Genomic DNA, 19,107 nt, shown 5'->3' with positions numbered 1-19,107 from the left:
CTTTTTTGTTGTGTATTTAAAAAACTCCTCCCTGAGCAAGTTTTAAAGCATTGCCTTAAAACGAAGCGCAAGGAAGATTGGGAAGGATTAATTTTTAGCATTCATTGATAAGAATCCCTCTAAATCCCCCTTTTATAAAGGGGGACTTCATTGAAAGAAATTAAATCACTGCCGCCAAATCTGCACCCTGACGAATGGCACGCTTGGCATCCAGTTCGCCGGCTTCTTTGGCCCCCCCAATCAAATGCACATTTTTACCATCGGCTTTCAGTTGATTGAACATTGCGGTGAAAGGTTCCTGACCGGCACAGATCACGACATTATCAACTTCTAAAACAGTCGGCTGACCATTCACTACAATATGCAAGCCCTGATCATCCACCTTTTCATAGCTGACACCTGCCAGCATTTTTACTTCCCGGTGTTTCAATCCGGTACGGTGAATCCAGCCCGTCGTTTTACCCAGACCTGCGCCCACTGAACTTGCCTTACGCTGCAATAAGTAAATTTCACGATTGGACTGTTCTACTTGTGCGTTCTTCAATCCCCCGACATTTTCATAACGGGTGTCAATACCCCATTCATTATAGAATTTTTCAGGGTTCAGGCTGGCACTATCTCCTTCATGGGTTAAATATTCCGCGGTATCAAAGCCGATACCGCCCGCCCCAATAATCGCGACACGTTGCCCTACTGGCTTGCGTTCTTTTAATACTTCGAGATAAGTCAGTACTTTCGGATGGTCAATACCTTCAATTTCTAACTGACGCGGAGTGACACCGGTCGCTACAACAATCTCGTCAAAATCAGAATGGCTTAATGCTTCATAGGTCGCCAGATGATTTAAAAGCAGCTTAATATTGGGCTGTAATTCAATTTTACGTTTGAAGTAACGCAAGGTTTCATAAAACTCTTCTTTACCCGGAATGGTTTTGGCAATATTGAACTGCCCCCCAATTTGATTGGCGGCTTCAAAAAGAGTGACCTGATGTCCACGTTCAGCCGCATAAGTGGCAAAGCTTAAGCCTGCCGGTCCTGCACCAATCACGGCGATCTTTTTCGTTTGCGACGTTTCTTTAAAAATCAGCTCCGTTTCATAGCAGGCACGCGGATTGACCAGACAGGATGCAATTTTCATCGAGAAAATATGGTCCAGACAGGCCTGGTTACAGCCAATACAGGTATTGATTTCATCACTGCGGCCCTGTTCTGCTTTTTGCACAAAGAAGGCATCGGCAAGCATGGGACGCGCCATGGAAATCATGTCGGCATGACCCGAAGCCAACACATGTTCTGCCATTTCCGGGGTATTGATACGGTTTGAAGTAATGAGAGGAACCTTGACCAAACCCTTGAGTTTTTCTGTAACCCAGGTAAATGCTGCACGTGGCACCTTGGTGGCAATGGTCGGAATGCGCGCTTCATGCCAGCCAATCCCGGTATTGATAATGGTGGCACCGGCTTTTTCAATTTCCTTGGCCAGTTGCACCACTTCTTCAAAAGTAGATCCGCCATCGACCAGATCCAGCATCGATAATCGGTAGATGATGATAAAGTTTTCACCTACCGCTTCACGGGTACGGCGTACGATTTCAATCGGGAAACGGATACGGTTTTCATAGCTGCCGCCCCATTCATCATCACGATGGTTGGTCCGTGCCGCAATAAACTCATTAATCAGATAGCCTTCCGAACCCATGATTTCTACGCCATCATATCCGGCATATTGCGCCAGTTTTGCACATTGGGCAAAGTCAGCAATCGTTTGTTGTACTTCTGCGCTGGTTAAGGCATGCGGTTTAGTCGGGTTGATCGGTGCCTGAATAGCAGATGGTGCAACCAAGTCGGCCTGATAGGAATAACGCCCGGTATGTAAAATCTGCATGGCAATTTTACCCCCGGCATCATGCACCGCCTGGGTAATCACCTTATGTTTTTCCGCTTCTTGTATAGAGTCTAATTTCGCTCCGCCCGCGAAAGTCAGGCCTGCATCATTCGGTGCAATCCCGCCCGTCACAATCAGCCCGACACCCCCTTGTGCACGTTCTGCATAAAATGCCGCCATACGCTCATAACCACGTGGAGCTTCTTCCAGACCGACATGCATGGATCCCATCAGAACGCGGTTTTTAAGTGTGGTAAAGCCTAAATCTAAAGGCGCTAATAAATGCGGGTAATTAGACATACAATCTCCTTGGCGTGCTTTCTCAGCTGGCAAATATCTTTTAATGCAACTTGTTGCATAACTTATATTCCAGATTTGTTTTTTATGCAACATGTTGCATAATGAACTTGTAAAGATTTATTGACTGAGCCGTTTATGTCCTTAGCCCATGTTTTATTGACCAGCCTGATTGAAAAACCCAGTACCGGTATTGATTTGGCTCGTCGCTTTGACCGCTCCATGGGATTTTTCTGGAATGCAACCCATCAGCAGATTTACCGTGAACTCAGCGCCATGCAACAAAAGAACTGGATCTCCACGCTTGAAGATCACAATTCCAATACCCGCAAAAAGACCTATCAGGTTGAAGCATTGGGGCGCGCCGAACTGGCCGACTGGATGGTCAAACAAAGTCCACCTGCGCAATTGCGTGACGACTTAATGGTGCGTTTGCGTGCCGAAGCTCAACTCGGTGGCAATACGGTGTTGCCTGAACTGGAAAGGCACCTGATCTTGCATCAACAAAATTTGAAAATTTACCAAACGATTTTCGCCAAGGATTTTGCCGATGCACAGGATCAGGACCGGACCCTGTTTATTCATAAAATGATTCTGCAACTAGGGATTGACCTAGAAATAGGCTGGATCAAGTGGTTAGAGACCATGATTCCACAGTTAAAAGCATTTGAACATAAGAACTAAAAAAGGACACACGCATGCCACATTACCTGATGCCTGATAATGAACAACTGTTTGTTCGCGAGTTTGGACAAGGACAACCAGTCTTGGTCATGTCAGGTCTGGGGATGCAAAGCTGGCAATGGCTTCCGTTTCTTTACCGGCATGCTAAAACGCATCGCTTTATTATTCCGGACTGGCGCGGTTTTGGAGGTTCACAAGGGTGTGCCATTCCCGAACTGGATGCGATTTCCAGTCACTGGCGTGATATTGACAGCCTGATTGAACAGCTTCATTTAAATGATCTTGTAGTGATCGCCTATTCCATGGGTGCAACCACGGCCATGCATGGCATGCAATATGGCAACTTTTCCGAACAGATCGCAGCCTATTTACATATTGACCAGACCCCTAAAATTTCGGTAGATGATATCTGGGATTATGGCTTATTTGGTCCACAGCATCAGCTGTTTATTTCTATTCTGACCGAGCTGTCGCAGTTGCTGGCTCAGCATCAAGACATTCAATATATAAAAGACCTGAATAGCCAAGCCCGCGGACAGCTTGCCAAGCTCTGGCTAGAGTTTATTGGCCTGCAAAATAGCAATAGATACAGTTTAAAGGCCTTTGAATGGGTACTCAACCAGTCGCGATTGCAAAGCTTATTACTGCCATCTCACCGGGTCGACTACATGACCTGGTATATCAACAACTATCTGTACCATCAGGAAGATTACCGCAAAGCCCTGCAAAAGCTGCAATGTCCGGTAACTTTTCTCAGTGGCACGCAATCCAGGCTTTATCCGGTGAAAGGTCAAACCTTGATTGCACAAAGCATTGCCCATGCCAAACAAGTCCGTTTTGAAAAATCTGGACATACCCCCTTGCTTAGCGAACCGCTAAAGTTTGCGCGAGAAATTAGCGCATTCTTGAAAGCCAATGCAGCTCATCAACCTTAAACTGCTGAATCAAGTCAGGAGCCAAAATGAAAAAACTGGTGGTCTTTTCCGGTGCTGGCATGAGTGCCGAAAGTGGCATCAACACTTTTCGGGACAGTGATGGCTTATGGGAGCAGTACCGAATCGAAGACGTCGCCACACCTGAAGCCTGGAAACGTGATCCGGAACTGGTCCAGCGTTTCTATAACCAACGGCGCAAACATATTCTCTCTGCCAAGCCCAATGCCGCCCATCTACTGATTGCCGAACTTGAAGAGTTTTTTGATGTGCATGTCATTACCCAAAACATTGACGACCTGCATGAACGCGCTGGAAGCAGCCAGGTCATTCATCTGCATGGCAATATTCGGCTGGCGAAAAGCTCCGGTCCAAACGCTGAGTACAGCACTGAATTCTATCCGGTCGAAGGCTCTGAGCTGGATTTGAGTAAACACTTCTGCAAGGATGGCTATCCTTTACGTCCACATGTGGTCTGGTTTGGCGAGGCTGTGCCTGCTTATGCCGATGCACAAGACTGCGTACAGGATGCGGATATTTTTATCGTGATTGGCACCAGCCTGCAGGTTTATCCCGTGGCAGGCTTAATTCATGAAATTCCAGCGAATTGTAGCGCTTACTATATTGACCCCAAGGGGGACCGGCAGCAGCTTCCACCACAATTCCAGAAAATTGTGATGACCGCTACTCAAGGCATGCAACATCTAAAAGAATGGTTAGGACAACAACACTAAACTATTCAGTTCAATCGCAAAATGACACAGCAGCCATTGACATAATGCAACAATAAACTTTTAATCTGCTTATTGTTGCATAAATGGAATTCTTAAATGCTGTCCGATCTCGATGATTTTTATTGCTTTGCCTTGGTGGTGGAACATGGAGGGTTTAGCGCAGCAGAACGCGCAACCGATATTCCAAAATCAAAATTAAGCCGCCGCGTTTACAATCTGGAAGAACATTTAGGCGTGCGGCTGATCCAGCGCAGTTCCCGCCATTTTGCCGTAACCGACATTGGCATGAATATTTACCGCCATGCCCAGGTCATGATGAATGCGGCCCAAGCGGCCCACGATCTGGTCGACCATCTCAGCATTCAGCCACGCGGTGTGATTAAGGTCAGCCTGCCTGTTTCAATTGCGCAAAATGAAATTGCCAAGATTTTACCGAAATTCCTGAAAACCTATCCTGAAATTAAGGTACAGCTCATTGTCAGTAACCGCCGTGTCGATATCATCAATGAAGGCATTGATGTGGCACTCCGGGTACGTTCCAATCTGGATGATGACCCGAATCTGGTTTTACGCAAATTTGAAAATATCGAACAGCACCTGTTTGCCAGCCAGGCCTATCTGAATGAATTTGGCGACTTAAAACAGCCGGAAGATTTAAGCGATCATCAAATTCTCAGCATGTCGGATGAACATTTAGACCAGTATATTATTGTACATGATCATAAAAAACAGCAGAAGAAAATCAAGGTCAATCCCGTGGTGATGGGGTCTGACCTGATGATGCTGGCACAACTGGCACGACAAAATTGCGGCATTGTGCTATTGCCTGACAGCATTGTTCAGGACTATGTTCAAAGTGGTGAACTGGTACGTGTACTACCGGACTGGAAAGCACCGCATGGTATTTTTCATGCAGTCTATCCTTCACGCCGTGGCTTGCTCCCGGCGGTCCGTGTCTTTATCGACTATTTGGTGGAACAGCTCAGCAAGTATTAATACCTATACCTCTGCTTGTAAAAACAATCTTGGAAAACAATCAGGTTTATCTTCAAGCCAGCGGACAATGCCTTTGAGTTGTTAATTGCACACTATAAACAGCTAGCCTGATCACAAAAAAGTAAAATTCACTTGAGTAATACAAAATTTTAGGCAAAAAAAAGCTTATCCGAGGTGGATAAGCTTATAAACTTTAAATAAGGAAAAATAAGAAACTACAGCTAGAATCTATAGTTGTATAGTACAAAGAAAAAATATATAAATCTAATATATAAAATATATTACAAAATAATAATAAAAATAATTTTATTATATAAATTAACAACTTAAATTAAAATTAATAGATTTTAAAACTTTATTTGAACATAAAATCAACAATTCTATACCAAAGTATAAAACAATCTATTTCATTTTATCTTTCTCGTTTAAATTTCAGGATATGTACCGGTACCTTCTGGCCAAGGAGATAAAAGCTCAAAACCGGTATCTGTTACAGCAACCATGTGTTCCCATTGGGCGGTTAAGGAACGGTCAGCAGTCACTACGGTCCAACCATCTTTAAGCTCTTTGACACGCGCCTTGCCTGCATTGACCATCGGTTCAATGGTAAAAACCATGCCCTTTTTAAGGATCAGACCTTGACCAGGCTGCCCATAATGCAGCACATTCGGCTGTTCATGATAAACCTTGCCAATGCCATGACCGCAATACTCACGGACAATGCTATAACCTTCACGATGAGCCACCGATTGAATGGCAAAACCGATATCGCCTAAAGTTGCGCCCGGTTTCACCGCATGAATGCCGGCCACCATGGCTTCATAGGTGGTTTCAACCAGTTTTTTCGCTTCCGGTTTTACATTTCCGACATAATACATCCGGCTGGTATCGCCAAAATAACCATCTTTAATGATTGCCACATCAATATTGATAATGTCACCATCCTGCAAAATGGTGTTTGGCGATGGGATACCGTGACACACCACTTCATTTGGAGAGATACAGGTGGTTTTGGTGTAGCCATAATAGCCTACATTGGCCGGAATTACTTTTAAGGTATTCACAATAAAATCATTACAGATATCATCCAGATACTCCGTACTTACTCCAGGCTTGACATACTTCCCTATCATCTCCAAAACCTGAGCAGCCAAACGTCCGGAAATACGGAGTTTCTCTAAATCTTGCTCAGTTTTAATGGTAATAGTGGAAGCTTTCATTGCATCATCCTCAGGAATAAGGCTTATGATTATAGTCCTTTTACATTAATTTTGTTTAATATGAGCAGATAAACAGTGGAGTTTTGAACCTTTTTAGCCAACTGTGTGATTAATTTATATACATTTAAATAACCCTAACCGAAAATTAAAAAATTACTTAAATAATTAAAAAAGAATAATATTTTATATTTTTTTATTTTTTACCCATTAATCAAATATATAAATAGACTTAAATTTTCCCAGTTGCTCATTTTAGTGGATGATTAAATTACTAAAATTTATAAGTCTCATAAAAGGAACTATAAAAAAGCGCGGATATCCTCTAAAATCGCTTTTTTTTTAATTCCTCTCCCCATTTATGACAAATCTCCGTACAAGGGATATTATTGCCTTGGGTTTTATGACTTTTGCACTTTTTATTGGTGCGGGCAATATTATCTTTCCACCAATTGTCGCTCAACAAGCGGGTGAACATGTATGGTTAGCTGCTTTAGGTTTTCTGATTACCGCAGTTGGTCTGCCTGTTATCACCATTATGGCACTGTCACGTGTAGAAGGATCAATCCAGAATTTAAGTTCGCCTTTAGGTAAAGTCGCCAGTCTGATTTTAACCATTGTATGTTATCTAGCTGTTGGTCCTTTATTTGCAACGCCTCGTACAGCCACGGTTTCCTATGAAATCGGTTTTTCTTCTTATTTTGGAACATCAAGTAGCAGTCTGCTCATTTATAGTGCAATTTATTTTGCAGTCGTCACTGCTATTTCCTTATACCCCAATAAACTGCTCGACACTGTCGGTCATTTCCTGGCACCTTTAAAGATTATTTCTTTGGCGGTATTAGGTATCGCCGCATTTGTCATTCCTGCCGGATTCATTCCACCTGCAATTAACAATTATGTTGCTGCCCCGGTTTCTGAAGGTTTTGTCAATGGCTACTTAACCATGGACACTTTGGGTGCATTGGTTTTCGGTATTGTCATTATTCACGCGATTCATTCACGTGGCGTAACGGATAAAAAACTGGTCACCAAGTATGCCGTGATTGCCAGCCTGATTTCTGGTGTAGGTTTAACTCTGGTTTATTTAAGCCTGTTCAAGCTCGGTTTAGGCAGCCATGAAGTCGCGCCAAATGCAGCCAATGGTGCAGTGATCCTGCATGCCTATGTGCAGCATGCTTTTGGTGATATTGGCTCGGTGTTCCTGACCGGCATGATTTTCCTGGCCTGTATGGTCACAGCGATTGGTTTAACCTGTGCATGTGCAGAATACTTCTCGGAACTGACCAAAGTTCCTTATAAAATTTTGGTTTTCATTTTAGTGGGATTCTCTTTCATCATTTCAAACCTCGGTTTAACCAAACTGATTGCAGTATCTGTGCCTGTTTTAAGTGCCATTTATCCACCGGCAATTGTGGTGATTCTACTGAGCTTCTTGTGGAAATTTTTCAACAAGCCCGCTTATGTGGTTGCACCCGTCACTGCAGTGGCTTTGCTATTCGGTATTTTTGACGGCCTGAAAGTTGCAGGACTCGAAGCATACTTACCGGGTTTCATTCAAAATTTACCTTTAAATGCACAAAATTTAGCCTGGCTGATTCCCTCTATTATTGTGCTGATTATTGCCATCGTCATCGACAAAGTTAGAAAATAACCGCTGTTGATAGGATTAAAATCTCGTTTTACCCAAACCAGATTTTAACCGTGATCAATAAAATGCCATGTTTTACCCAAACTGGGTTTTATTGTTTACATTCTCATCGCCCCAATACGGTTTGTTAAAAATATAAAATCAGCCCTACCAGGCAAATTATCCCTGTAATCTCCTTTCAGACATTGATGCACTTCCAGACTGGCATCAATATTGCTTCTTTATATTCACTATTGTTGTAACTTTAATGGTTTTTCATTCACAAGCAGATGATAAGCATAGATATATGCTTAAAAATAGCCAATATTCATGTGAATAAAGTCATCATGTTCATTTATGCATTAACATGCTTTTATTACAAAATAATGACATTTGCTATTGAAATGAAATGAAATAACAAGTACAACATTAGAAACTAATCTGACTAAAACAATTAGGTTTAGGTCAATAAACAACCGGAGGGGTGGAGATGTTATCATTACATTTCAATAAAGAAATCTTCATTAACGCTCTAAAAGCAAATAAGAATATGGTCACTTATCTGAGTACCACTGCTGCTCTGCTTGTGACGCTCATTATTCATGGTTTAATTCAAGGCAATTTAAAGCCTGAATTCTTCATATATGCTTTTATTGTATCGGTAGCTTTCTATGTGTGGGCTATAGTCGATCAGAAATATCGTTACCAGAAGCAGAATACATCTACAGAATAAAAGATGGGTGAACTATCACCCATCTTAAAAAGAACTAAAAAGATTAATGATCAAATACTTAAAATAAAAAACAAACCATCAAATTAAAATCTTGCCCAAGCCCATCATTGTACCCAGCAATAATCCTGCTGTAGCCCCCAATTCCCCGATGATCAGCAAAATCATTGCACTGCTCAGCATCCATTTCGGTAAATGCCAACGTCCCACCTGATGCGGTTGCTTAAACTGATTGGTGGTATCTTTCAGCCAGCCATGCAATATATAGCTTAAAATTGAAAAGCTAAAAAAGAAAAGATTGATCAATACCAAGATTAAATTGAGCAGTTCATTCCATACTGAAAAATAGGCTAAAACTGCAATAATCAGGCTGGCAGGTGCATAGAGCAGACTGCTTCTATGCGCAATATCGACATAATAATGCGCGCGTGCCTGTGCTGACTGCCTGATTTGATAATATTTCCATATTCCGGTCAGCATCCCCACCCAAAGAAAAATACCGCTAAATAGCACTGCCCAAGCTACGGCCTGCGTTAAATTTTCCGCTTCCATTGATTTATATCCTTATTTTTAGACCGTTATTTTGACTTTAAAGTCATTCATTTTACAAGTTTCTTTTTAGAACTTAGCTACAGTAGTCATCATACCCACTTATCCTATATTCCCTCATATGAACACTTTTGAAGCATTAACAATTACCTGTAAAGATGGATATTCACTCAGCGCTCGCTTTTATACGGCCAGCGCTATGCAAAAAAAGAATTGTCCCGTCCTCATCTGTCCAGCAACCGGGATTACCCAAAATTTTTATCAAGCTTTTGCAGAATGGTTAACCACGCAAGGCTATGATGTTTTGATTTTCGACTTCCGCGGAATTGGCCGTTCTTTACATGGTCCGGTTAGCCAATCTGAAGCCAGTATTGTAGATTGGGGGCAACTGGATATTCCTGCTGCAATAGAAACCTTGTTATATAAAACTCAAGCAGATCAGGTCATTTTAGTGGGTCACAGTGCTGGCGGTCAGCTTTTGGGTATTGTGCCCAACCATGAAAAAGTAGCCAAAGTCGTCGCGGTTTCAGGTTCAACAGGACATGTTAAAGGCTTAAAAGGCCGCACCAGATTGCTCGCTCCTGTCATGTTTAATGTCATTTTTCCATTGGCACGTATCGCCAAAGGATATGGCCCAACCCAGGCTATCGGCATGGGCGAAAACTTGCCTAAAGATGTGGCACGTGAATGGGCACAGTTCTGTAGTAAACCAGGTTATATCATCAACGCGATTGGTAAAAAAATGGCATCCGCACATGATTATCATGCCCAGATCACCTGTCCGATTACTTCCATCTGGGCAACGGATGATGAGATCGCGACTCAAGCCAATGTGAAAGACCTGCTGCGTTTATATCCCAAAGCACAAACAGAAATGGTTGAACTGCAACCCGAGGAATACGGGCACAAAGGCATAGGTCATATGCTGATGTTTAGGAAGTCTCATCAAAACTTGTGGCCGGTGATTGAACAGCACCTGTCTGTCTAGTTTCCTTTTTCATTCTTCACCATGTGATCCGTCATCTGCTGCAATATTTTCTATTTTCGTCATTCAAAATGCATACGGCACCTGATGTATTGCTACACAGGTGCCGTATGCACACTCAAGGTTATTGACCCAAACAACCCTGAGTTGATGTGCTTATATTAGCAACCTTTGCACCAATAATTTTGCCTAATTTTCCAGGATTTTTCTTTTAAACAGCATACTCATGCTATAAATAACATTTATTCAGAAGAATCTTTTGCAGTTTGTGTTATGAAGGAAAATAATTACAGTTTGGACAAGGTTGACCGCCGTATTCTTGCTGAACTCCACCGTGATGGCCGTTTAACGGTGACGCAACTGGCTGAAAAAGTCGGTTTGTCTTCCTCTCCTTGCTGGACGCGTCTTAAGCGTCTGGAAAACCTGAAAGTCATTGATAGCTATACCGCCAATATCAATCCCAAGGCGATTGGTATTAATGAGCTGTTTTTTATTGAAATTACCCTGGAACGTCATGATGATGAAATTCTGGAACAGTTTAGTGATGCCCTAGCCAATATGCCGGAAGTGGTGGAAGCCCATTTGGTCACGGGGGATTATGATTATCTGGTCAAAGTTGCAGTAAAAAATTCGGAACACTATGAGCGTTTTCTGCGTAAAAATTTATATTGTATGAATGGAATCCGCCACACCCGTTCAATTTTTGCCTTAAGGCCTTTAAAACTGGCCAATACGGCCGATTTAATGATGATTGAATAATCTGAAAGATTAAGAATTTCAATCACACAAGCGGATGTATTTATGTTTTAATACGCGCAGTATGAGATGACCCTCTTACAGTATGTGCCTTGGATGTGCATACGACTAGCCCCTAACCATGGGGCTTTTTCATATCTAAAATAAAATATTTTAACTGCCTTTGCTTAAACTGCTTTCGTCTTTAAGGCATGCCATGAGCAATATCATTCCATCAAAGGATTCATTGCCATATCAACCACTGGCTCAAACATAACAGCGTTTACAAGGATATATTCTGAAGTAATCAAATTCAATTTATTTGACACATTTGAAATACCGCCACCCAATCTGTTTTATACATAATTGATATGGTTGACTATTTTCAAAATCATCAATTAATGACATTCCATCACCCACTTGTTGAATTGTGCAAGCTTTAAGGAACAATTGGAAGGAACAATGAGATAGCCAACTCACTGAGATTATTCAGCAGCTTTTTCAAAATTATTCAATAATCATCTCTACATTGAAATAAATTTAACTATAATCATCATGATAATAAAAAAGGATATACCTTGTGCGCCATTCATATCATCTTGAAAAACATTATATCGAACGTGCCGGATGGTTACGTGCAGCTGTGCTGGGGGCAAATGACGGCATTATCTCCGTCACCAGTCTGGTGGTCGGAATCGCGGCCAGTGGCGCATCTACCCATACTTTACTTGTGACCTGTGTCGCCGGATTAATCTCTGGGGCGGCATCAATGGCTGCCGGTGAATATATCTCGGTTAAATCACAACAGGACATAGAAAAGAATGATCTGGAGATGGAACAGCGCGAACTGCAACGCCATCCTGAGCCAGAATTGCAAGAGTTAAAGAACATTTATATACAACGCGGATTGCAACCCGCTTTAGCTGAAGAAGTTGCCCGCCAGCTGACTGTACACAATGCCTTAGATGCACATGCGCGTGATGAAATTGGTATTTCAGATCATACTTCTGCCCAGCCCTTTCGCGCGGCCTTCTCTTCAGCTGCTGCATTTACCATCGGCTCACTCTTTCCTTTAGTTTCAATTCTGCTGCTGCCCGAGCAATATTTAGAGAAAGGCGTGATGGTAATTGGGGTATTAAGTCTCGGCATTATGGGGGCATTAGCGAGTTATGCTGGTGGGGTCAGCATCTGGAGAGGCTCAATCCGGGTCATGCTTTGGGGGATTATCGCCATGTTATTCAGCGCCTGGATCGGATCATTATTTAATGTGAGTGTCGCATAAGACCGCTTTTGATATGTTTCCCAGTCTCTGCCCATGATGGACATAAATCCTCAGTCTATAGATAGAAATATGTGACATGCTTTATATTGATCAAGCATGTCATTTTTAGTTAAAAAACATCTTTATTTTAATGCATTCAGCTCCTGTGAAATCTTGCTCGCATCCCATCAGCATGATGCTTGCCCAAGCAAAGCTATCTTTACGGGTCACTTAGCGCTATTTAAAAATACTGATATTTACCTGCCGCCGGTTTTTTCTTGCATAATCATATAAATGCTCAGGTCATGGTATGAATCGTGTCTTTAAAGCGTTTCCAGGCCACATAGAAAAACAGCACTGCAATGCCAACCAGCCACAGAAACGACGGCCAAACGATATTCAGTCCGGCATTTCGATACAGAATGGCCTGGGCCAGTTCAACAAAATGCGTGGTCGGGGCAATCAGCATCAGATACTGCAATACCTCCGGCATACTTTCACGCGGTGTCATCCCGCCTGAGAGCATTTCCATCGGGATCAGAATCAGCATCATCAGCAAACCAAACTGCGGCATCGATTTCGACATGGTAGCCAGATAAATGCCCATCGAGGTGGTGGCAAACAGGGTCAATAATGCCCCAAAGAAGAACAGCAGCAGGTTCCCTTCAACCGGAACCTGCAAGGCTAGCTGTACCACCAGTTTCAGCCCGGTAAAAGCTGCAATCAATACCACCAGGCTCATGGACCAGACCTTAGACATCATAATTTCAAACACCGTAACCGGCATCACCATCAGGTGTTCTACCGTACCGTGCTCACGCTCGCGGATTAACGCTGCTCCGGTCAGAATGATGGACAGCATCGCCACGTTATTGATGATTTCCATGACACTGCCGAACCATTTCTGGTCCAGCAACGGGTTAAAGCGGGCACGCATCTCCAGTTCAACCGGCATGCTGCTCACTTCCCTGTTGTGCAACACATATTCACTGACTTCGGACTGAATAATCTGCTGAATATAGCCAGCCCCGGTCATCGCCTGAGACATGCGCGTGGCATCGACATTCACCTGAACCGCCGCTTCTTTTCCTGCAAGCACATCTTCCTGAAAATTCACCGGAATATTCAGGGCAAAGGTAAACTCACCGGCATCCATTCCCGCATCCATATAATTCAGCTCAGTGCTTTGTGGAATAAAATAAGGCGGATAAAATGCTGAAGTGATTCGCTCGGACAAGGTTGAATGATCTTCATCCACAATCGCAATCGGTGCCATGTTCAGGCTGTCGGTCATGGCTGTGGCTGCCGTATAAATCGCCACGGTAAAGGTGTAGATGATCAGGATCAGCATGACCGGGTCACGCCATAGACTCCACAATTCCTTGCAACCGAGCTGGTAGATATTCTGTATTTTCTGGCTGAACATCCTAGGACTCCTGTTTTTTTAGCGCAAGAATTGCCGCACACATAATGACCGGCACCGACAGCAGGATGACCCAAAGAGACTGATGCAAGTCCTGAAAACCTAAAGCCTTGTTAAACACGCCACGGCTGATGTTCACCATATGTGTAGCAGGATAAATCCCGCCAAACCAGCGACCAAAGCCTTCCAGTGAGGAAACCGGATTAATAATACCGGCAAACTGCATCACTGGAATCAGCGTGCCAAGCATGACCAGAAACATCGAGGCAATCTGGCTTTTGGTCAGAGCGGAGGCCAGTAAACCCGTACCCGTAGAAAAAATAATAAACAGGAATGAAGCCAAGGTCAGGGTCAGGAAACTGCCTTTGATCGGTACATCAAACATCAGCACAATAATCAGGCACATCAGGACATAGTTCAGCATGGCCAGCACCACGTAGGGAATCTGCTTGCCTATCAGGAATTCACTGCGGGTAACCGGAGTAACATACAGATTGACAATCGAACCTAGCTCTTTTTCCCGCACTACAGACAACGCCGTCAGCATGGCCGGAATCAGCAGGATGAGCAGCGGAAATAAGGCCGGTGCCATTGCCGGCAAGCTCTTGATATCCGGGTTATAGCGGAACCGGGTTTCCACATTGACCGTACTTGATATTTTATAGCCGCTTTGCTCCAGTGCCTGCTGCATCAACCAGTGTGCATGAATGCCCTGTACATAGCCCTGGACCGTTTCGGCACGCTGGGGCATGGCACCGTCAATCCAGGCGCCAATTTTGACATCTTCGCCCCGGGCCACATCCCGGGCAAAACCCGGCGGAATCTCGATAGCTAAAGCAATATCGCCGCTGCGCATACGCTGGTCCAGATCATCATAACTTTGCAAAGGTTCCTTTTCGACGAAATAAGGTGAACCGGCTATACTCATGTTGTAATTCTGGCTTAGCCCGGTCTGATCCCGATCCAGCACCGCAAAAGTCAGATCATCCACATCCATGGTGATGCCATAGCCCATCACGAACAGTAAGATAATGGATCCGACCAAAGCCATGGTGGCGCGAATCGGATCACGGGCCAGTTCCAGTGATTCCCGCCAGGCATAGCTGAGCAAACGTTGCAGGCTAAATCGGCTAGATTTTCTCTGCTGTGTCCCGGCTGGCTGAAGATCAGCTGAACTACTCCCCACCTCTTCTTCAGCAGGGGGCTGGCTGCCTGCACCGGCATCCAGCAGATAGCCAATAAATGCCTCTTCCAAAGACGCAGCCTGCCGATTCTGCATCAGTTGTGCCGGTGCAGCACTGTCCAGCACCCGACCGGCATGCATCAGCGACATACGGTCACAGCGCTCGGCTTCATTCATAAAGTGGGTAGAAATAAAGATGGTAACCCCATCTTTGCGCGACAGGGTGATCAGATCATGCCAGAATTTATCCCGGGCAATCGGGTCTACACCGGAGGTTGGTTCATCCAAAATCAAGATTTCCGGATTATGCACCAGTGCTACCGCCAGTGACAGACGCTGCCTGATCCCGAGCGGCAAATCGTCAGGCAATTTGTCTTTCAGTTCCATCAAATCGAAACGCTGTAGCATCTGCTCAACACGCGCATCAATCTGTTCTGCCGGCACATGAAACAGTTTGGCATGCAGTACCAGGTTCTGGATAATCGTCAGTTCACTGTAAAGTGAAAAGGATTGCGACATATACCCAACACGCCGACGGGTAGCAATATCACTCCCTTCCACCGGTTGCCCGAACAACCAGGCCTGCCCTTCCGAAGCCTCCAGCAATCCAGTCAAGACCTTCATCGTGGTCGATTTACCACAACCATTCGAGCCTAAGAATCCAAATATTTCCCCACGCCGGATTTGAAAATTGACATGATCCACTGCGGTAAAGTCACCAAATTTGACTGTCAGGTCTTTGGCTTCCAGCGCATAGCCATCCGAACCATCATCCGCTAAAGGCGGAATCACCACCGGCTCATAACCCTGTTTCTTTTCCACGGGCAAAAGCTTGATGTAGGCTTCTTCCAGACTGCGTCTGTCGGTCTGTGCCAACAGTTCCTCGGGACTACCAGTTTGCAGGATGCGACCTTCATCCATCATCGCCAGCCAGTCAAAACCCTGTGCTTCATCCATATAGGCAGTCGCCACAATCACACTCATCTGTGGGCGGACGCTACGGATACGGTTAATCAATTCCCAAAATTGTGCACGCGCCAAGGGGTCAACCCCGGTGGTGGGCTCATCTAGGATCAGAAAGTCGGGATCATGAATCAGGGAACAGCACAGGCCAAGTTTCTGCTTCATCCCGCCGGACAGTTTTCCGGCCGGACGATCGAGAAATTCATACAGTCCCGTACTTTTGGTCAGTGCATCAATACGTTTTCGGCTTTCAGCAGCATTATGTCCAAACAAACGGGCGACGAACTGCAGGTTTTCTTCAACCGAAAGGGTTTTAGACAAGTTCTTGCCCAAGCCCTGCGGCATATAGGCAATATGCGGACAGACTTTTCTGCGGTGCTTTCGGTCGGCAATATCTCCACCAAGCACCATCAAGCGGCCTTGCTGGACCACCTTGGCACCGGCCAGTAATGCCAGCAGGCTGGATTTTCCCACGCCATCCGGGCCGATCAGACCAATCATGCAACCCGCAGGCAATGCCAGGGAAATCTCCTTTAAGGCTTGGGTTTTGCCGTATTTGAGACTAACCTGCTGAATGTCGGCAACAATGGCGCCCTGTGCAGATGCTGCTGTCATGATTTAACCAGATTGCTTAGGAATGCAGGCCAAGGCGCATTCTCGTCAATTTTGATATAGGCCACACCCGGAAGACCAGTTTTGACTTGCTGGATGTATTTCTGCAACAACACTGGATCAATTTTTGCCTTAATACGGAACATCAGTTTCTGACGTTCACTTTCAGTTTCCACCGTCTTCGGCGTGAATTGCGCAGTATCCGCGACAAACGATACCTTGGCAGGAATCACCACATTTTTGGCCGCATCCAGCACGATACGGACTTCAGTACCTATCGCGATACGTCCAGCCACGGTTTCCGGCAGGAAGAAAGTCATATACACATCAGACAGATCGATCAGGTTCATGACCCGTCCACCTGCCGCAATCATTTCACCCGGCTGTGCGACCAGAAACTGGACACGTGCCTTCAAGGGTGCCTTGAGCTGGGCATCTTCAATATCGAAATTGATCCGCTCGATTGTGGCCTTAATGGCATCGACTTGCGAGTGTGCACTCGACACCTGGCTGCGCGCGGCTACAATCGCACTTTGTGCACTGTCCACTTGTGCTCTTGCCGCACTCAGCACGGCTGCAACACTTTTGACATCAGCACGCTCATCATCCAGCTGCTGTTTAGAGACTGCCCCATCTTTGGCCAAAATTTCGGTTCGTGCCAGACGATTTTTAGCAGCGACCAGTTCGGTTTCACGCTGCTCGACCATGGCTGCAGCTGCCGCTTTTTCACTGATACGCATAGCCACCTGGGCTTCTGCGGTCGCAATGCCATCCTGTGCCTGACGCTGCTGGGCCTGAATTTCACGCAGCTGTGCTTCCAGGGTAGAAACTTTAATCCGTGCCAAAACCTGACCAGCTTCGACAAAGTCACCTTCCTGCACAAGGATTTCTTCCAGCTGGCCAGACAATTTACTGGAGATATTGATTTCAGTCGCTTCAATCCGCCCATTGCCACTGACTAAAGCCTGTGTATCCGGCTGGTTCATGTTTTTCCAGACCAGATAGGCCACCAACCCCAGCATCACAATTGCACCGACAACAGAGAGTTTCTTTATATTCATGTGCCTGCTTACCCAAATTTTATTCTAAAGACATCTTTCAAAATTATTTTATAGGAATCATGTCACCCTCAATATGCAGCACAAGGTGACAGTTGAGCGGATAAAGCGACTTTTCGCTGTCAATCCACTGTGGTTTAATGCCCAGTCGCTTAAGTTGTGTATCAAATACCTTCAAGATAAATTAAACAGGGTCCATATGAGTGATGACATCAATCACCTGATGCTTCTTCATCACCCGATTTCTGGCATTCACTGAAATATCATGTCCTTGACGCACACTCAAATTACCATCGACCTCAATATGTGCATCCACAATAATCATATCGCCCATTTTGCGGGTCCGAATATTATGCACCCCCAGAATACCTTCAGTAGAGAGAAATGTCTGTTCGATTGCATTGATTTCATGTTCATCTGCCGCCCGGTCCATGAGATCACTTAATGCTTGCCAGGCAAATTCCCAACCCATTTTTATAATCATCAAACCAACCACCAAGGCAGCAATCGGATCAAGAATGGGATAGCCCAACAGGTTGCCGGCAATGCCGACCAGCACCACCAGAGATGAAGCAGCATCAGAACGGGCATGCCAGGCATTCGCGACCAGCATACTGGATTTGACTTTTTTGGCCACTTTCAGCATGTAACGGAACAATAATTCCTTCCCTACCAGCGCCAGCATTGCGATATACAAGGCCACTACCTGCACTTTTGGAATGTCTTCAGGGTTAAGAATTTTGTTCGTTGCCATAATCAGCATGCCGATACCGACTCCCAATAACAGCAGGCCGAGAATAAAAGAGGCTGCTGTCTCGAAACGGTGATGGCCAAAAGGATGATCTTCATCGGCTTCTTTTTTGCTGTGATGGTTCGCAAACAGGACAATAAAGTCCGCCACCAAATCGCTGAGGGTATGAATACCGTCCGCAATCAGGCCCTGGGACTTGGCAAAAATGCCGACCACAATCTGAAAGATGGATAAAAACAGGTTAACAAATACACTCACCCAAGTGGTTTTACTTGCTGCCTGTGCCCGGTGTTCTGGATGAATTAAATCATCTTCATGGGTATCATCATCGAAATGCTGTACAGACATCGCTGCTCCAGTCGCTCAGTTCACTTGATTGTAATCAATTATATATCAATATGATGGATTCTAAATTTTTTCGAGTGCCTATTCTTCTTTAATGAGACATTCCATAATATTTTCGGGTGTAAAAATATGAGTAA

16 protein-coding genes are annotated in these 19,107 nt (G+C 44.6%); 9 read left to right on the top strand and 7 right to left on the bottom strand.

Annotated elements, in window-relative coordinates:
• Window positions 1-160 precede the first annotated feature (160 nt).
• Window positions 161-2,185, bottom strand: a complete 2,025-nt coding sequence (locus H4I94_RS03460) for an NADPH-dependent 2,4-dienoyl-CoA reductase (protein ID WP_261181481.1) — start codon at window positions 2,183-2,185, stop codon at window positions 161-163.
• 135 nt (window positions 2,186-2,320) lie between these two features.
• Between H4I94_RS03460 and H4I94_RS03455 the strand changes: the two genes are divergently transcribed.
• The 4 genes from H4I94_RS03455 (at window position 2,321) to H4I94_RS03440 (ending at window position 5,528) form a co-directional block, all read left to right on the top strand.
• On the top strand, window positions 2,321-2,866 hold the full coding sequence (locus tag H4I94_RS03455; protein ID WP_261181480.1) for a PadR family transcriptional regulator: 546 nt from the start codon (window positions 2,321-2,323) through the stop codon (window positions 2,864-2,866).
• A 14-nt stretch (window positions 2,867-2,880) separates the two neighbouring features.
• Window positions 2,881-3,801, top strand: coding sequence for an alpha/beta fold hydrolase (locus tag H4I94_RS03450; RefSeq protein ID WP_261181479.1), 921 nt, complete (start codon window positions 2,881-2,883; stop codon window positions 3,799-3,801).
• A 26-nt stretch (window positions 3,802-3,827) separates the two neighbouring features.
• Window positions 3,828-4,532, top strand: a complete 705-nt coding sequence (locus tag H4I94_RS03445) for an SIR2 family NAD-dependent protein deacylase (protein ID WP_261181478.1) — start codon at window positions 3,828-3,830, stop codon at window positions 4,530-4,532.
• A gap of 96 nt (window positions 4,533-4,628) precedes the next feature.
• Complete coding sequence (locus H4I94_RS03440; protein WP_261181477.1) at window positions 4,629-5,528, top strand: LysR substrate-binding domain-containing protein; 900 nt, start codon at window positions 4,629-4,631, stop codon at window positions 5,526-5,528.
• A gap of 425 nt (window positions 5,529-5,953) precedes the next feature.
• Here the strand turns inward: H4I94_RS03440 and map are convergent, their stop codons facing one another.
• Complete coding sequence (gene map, locus H4I94_RS03435; RefSeq protein ID WP_092818161.1) at window positions 5,954-6,748, bottom strand: type I methionyl aminopeptidase; 795 nt, start codon at window positions 6,746-6,748, stop codon at window positions 5,954-5,956.
• Between the two features lie 358 nt (window positions 6,749-7,106).
• Here map and brnQ point away from each other — a divergent pair, with 358 nt between their 5' ends.
• Window positions 7,107-8,399: a branched-chain amino acid transport system II carrier protein gene (brnQ, locus tag H4I94_RS03430; protein WP_092818162.1), complete on the top strand. Its 1,293-nt coding sequence runs from the start codon at window positions 7,107-7,109 to the stop codon at window positions 8,397-8,399.
• A 466-nt stretch (window positions 8,400-8,865) separates the two neighbouring features.
• Entirely contained in the window at window positions 8,866-9,108 is a 243-nt protein-coding gene (locus H4I94_RS03425) for a hypothetical protein (RefSeq protein ID WP_092818163.1), read from the top strand.
• Window positions 9,109-9,186: 78 nt separating this feature from the next.
• Here H4I94_RS03425 and H4I94_RS03420 read toward each other — a convergent pair whose 3' ends face one another.
• Complete coding sequence (locus tag H4I94_RS03420; protein ID WP_261181476.1) at window positions 9,187-9,657, bottom strand: hypothetical protein; 471 nt, start codon at window positions 9,655-9,657, stop codon at window positions 9,187-9,189.
• A gap of 118 nt (window positions 9,658-9,775) precedes the next feature.
• Between H4I94_RS03420 and H4I94_RS03415 the strand changes: the two genes are divergently transcribed.
• The 3 genes from H4I94_RS03415 to H4I94_RS03405 all read left to right on the top strand — a co-directional run bounded on the left by H4I94_RS03415 (window position 9,776) and on the right by H4I94_RS03405 (window position 12,656).
• Window positions 9,776-10,642 carry an alpha/beta fold hydrolase gene (locus H4I94_RS03415; protein ID WP_261181475.1) on the top strand — a complete coding sequence of 289 codons (867 nt, stop codon included), beginning with the start codon at window positions 9,776-9,778 and terminating at the stop codon, window positions 10,640-10,642.
• Between the two features lie 270 nt (window positions 10,643-10,912).
• The gene (locus tag H4I94_RS03410) at window positions 10,913-11,398 is read left to right on the top strand and encodes an Lrp/AsnC family transcriptional regulator (RefSeq protein WP_261181474.1); all 486 of its coding nucleotides are present in this window, start codon (window positions 10,913-10,915) and stop codon (window positions 11,396-11,398) included.
• A gap of 556 nt (window positions 11,399-11,954) precedes the next feature.
• Window positions 11,955-12,656 (top strand): VIT family protein, encoded by a 702-nt coding sequence (locus H4I94_RS03405; protein ID WP_092818240.1) that lies wholly within the window; start codon window positions 11,955-11,957, stop codon window positions 12,654-12,656.
• 277 nt (window positions 12,657-12,933) lie between these two features.
• Here H4I94_RS03405 and H4I94_RS03400 read toward each other — a convergent pair whose 3' ends face one another.
• The 4 genes from H4I94_RS03400 to H4I94_RS03385 form a co-directional block, all read right to left on the bottom strand.
• Window positions 12,934-14,061, bottom strand: a complete 1,128-nt coding sequence (locus H4I94_RS03400) for an ABC transporter permease (RefSeq protein ID WP_261181473.1) — start codon at window positions 14,059-14,061, stop codon at window positions 12,934-12,936.
• Between the two features lies 1 nt (window position 14,062).
• Window positions 14,063-16,819 carry a ribosome-associated ATPase/putative transporter RbbA gene (rbbA, locus tag H4I94_RS03395; protein WP_261181472.1) on the bottom strand — a complete coding sequence of 919 codons (2,757 nt, stop codon included), beginning with the start codon at window positions 16,817-16,819 and terminating at the stop codon, window positions 14,063-14,065.
• Complete coding sequence (locus H4I94_RS03390; RefSeq protein ID WP_261181471.1) at window positions 16,816-17,877, bottom strand: HlyD family secretion protein; 1,062 nt, start codon at window positions 17,875-17,877, stop codon at window positions 16,816-16,818. Before H4I94_RS03390 ends, rbbA begins: the two co-directional genes overlap by 4 nt.
• Before the next feature lie 181 nt (window positions 17,878-18,058).
• Window positions 18,059-18,973 (bottom strand): cation diffusion facilitator family transporter, encoded by a 915-nt coding sequence (locus tag H4I94_RS03385; protein WP_261181470.1) that lies wholly within the window; start codon window positions 18,971-18,973, stop codon window positions 18,059-18,061.
• Window positions 18,974-19,107: the final 134 nt, after the last annotated feature.

Source organism: Acinetobacter sp. T_3_1, assembly GCF_025377055.1.
Lineage (GTDB): Bacteria > Pseudomonadota > Gammaproteobacteria > Pseudomonadales > Moraxellaceae > Acinetobacter > Acinetobacter kookii.
Note: the sequence above shows the minus strand (reverse complement) of the source record. Positions and strands in the feature narration are given on the sequence as shown.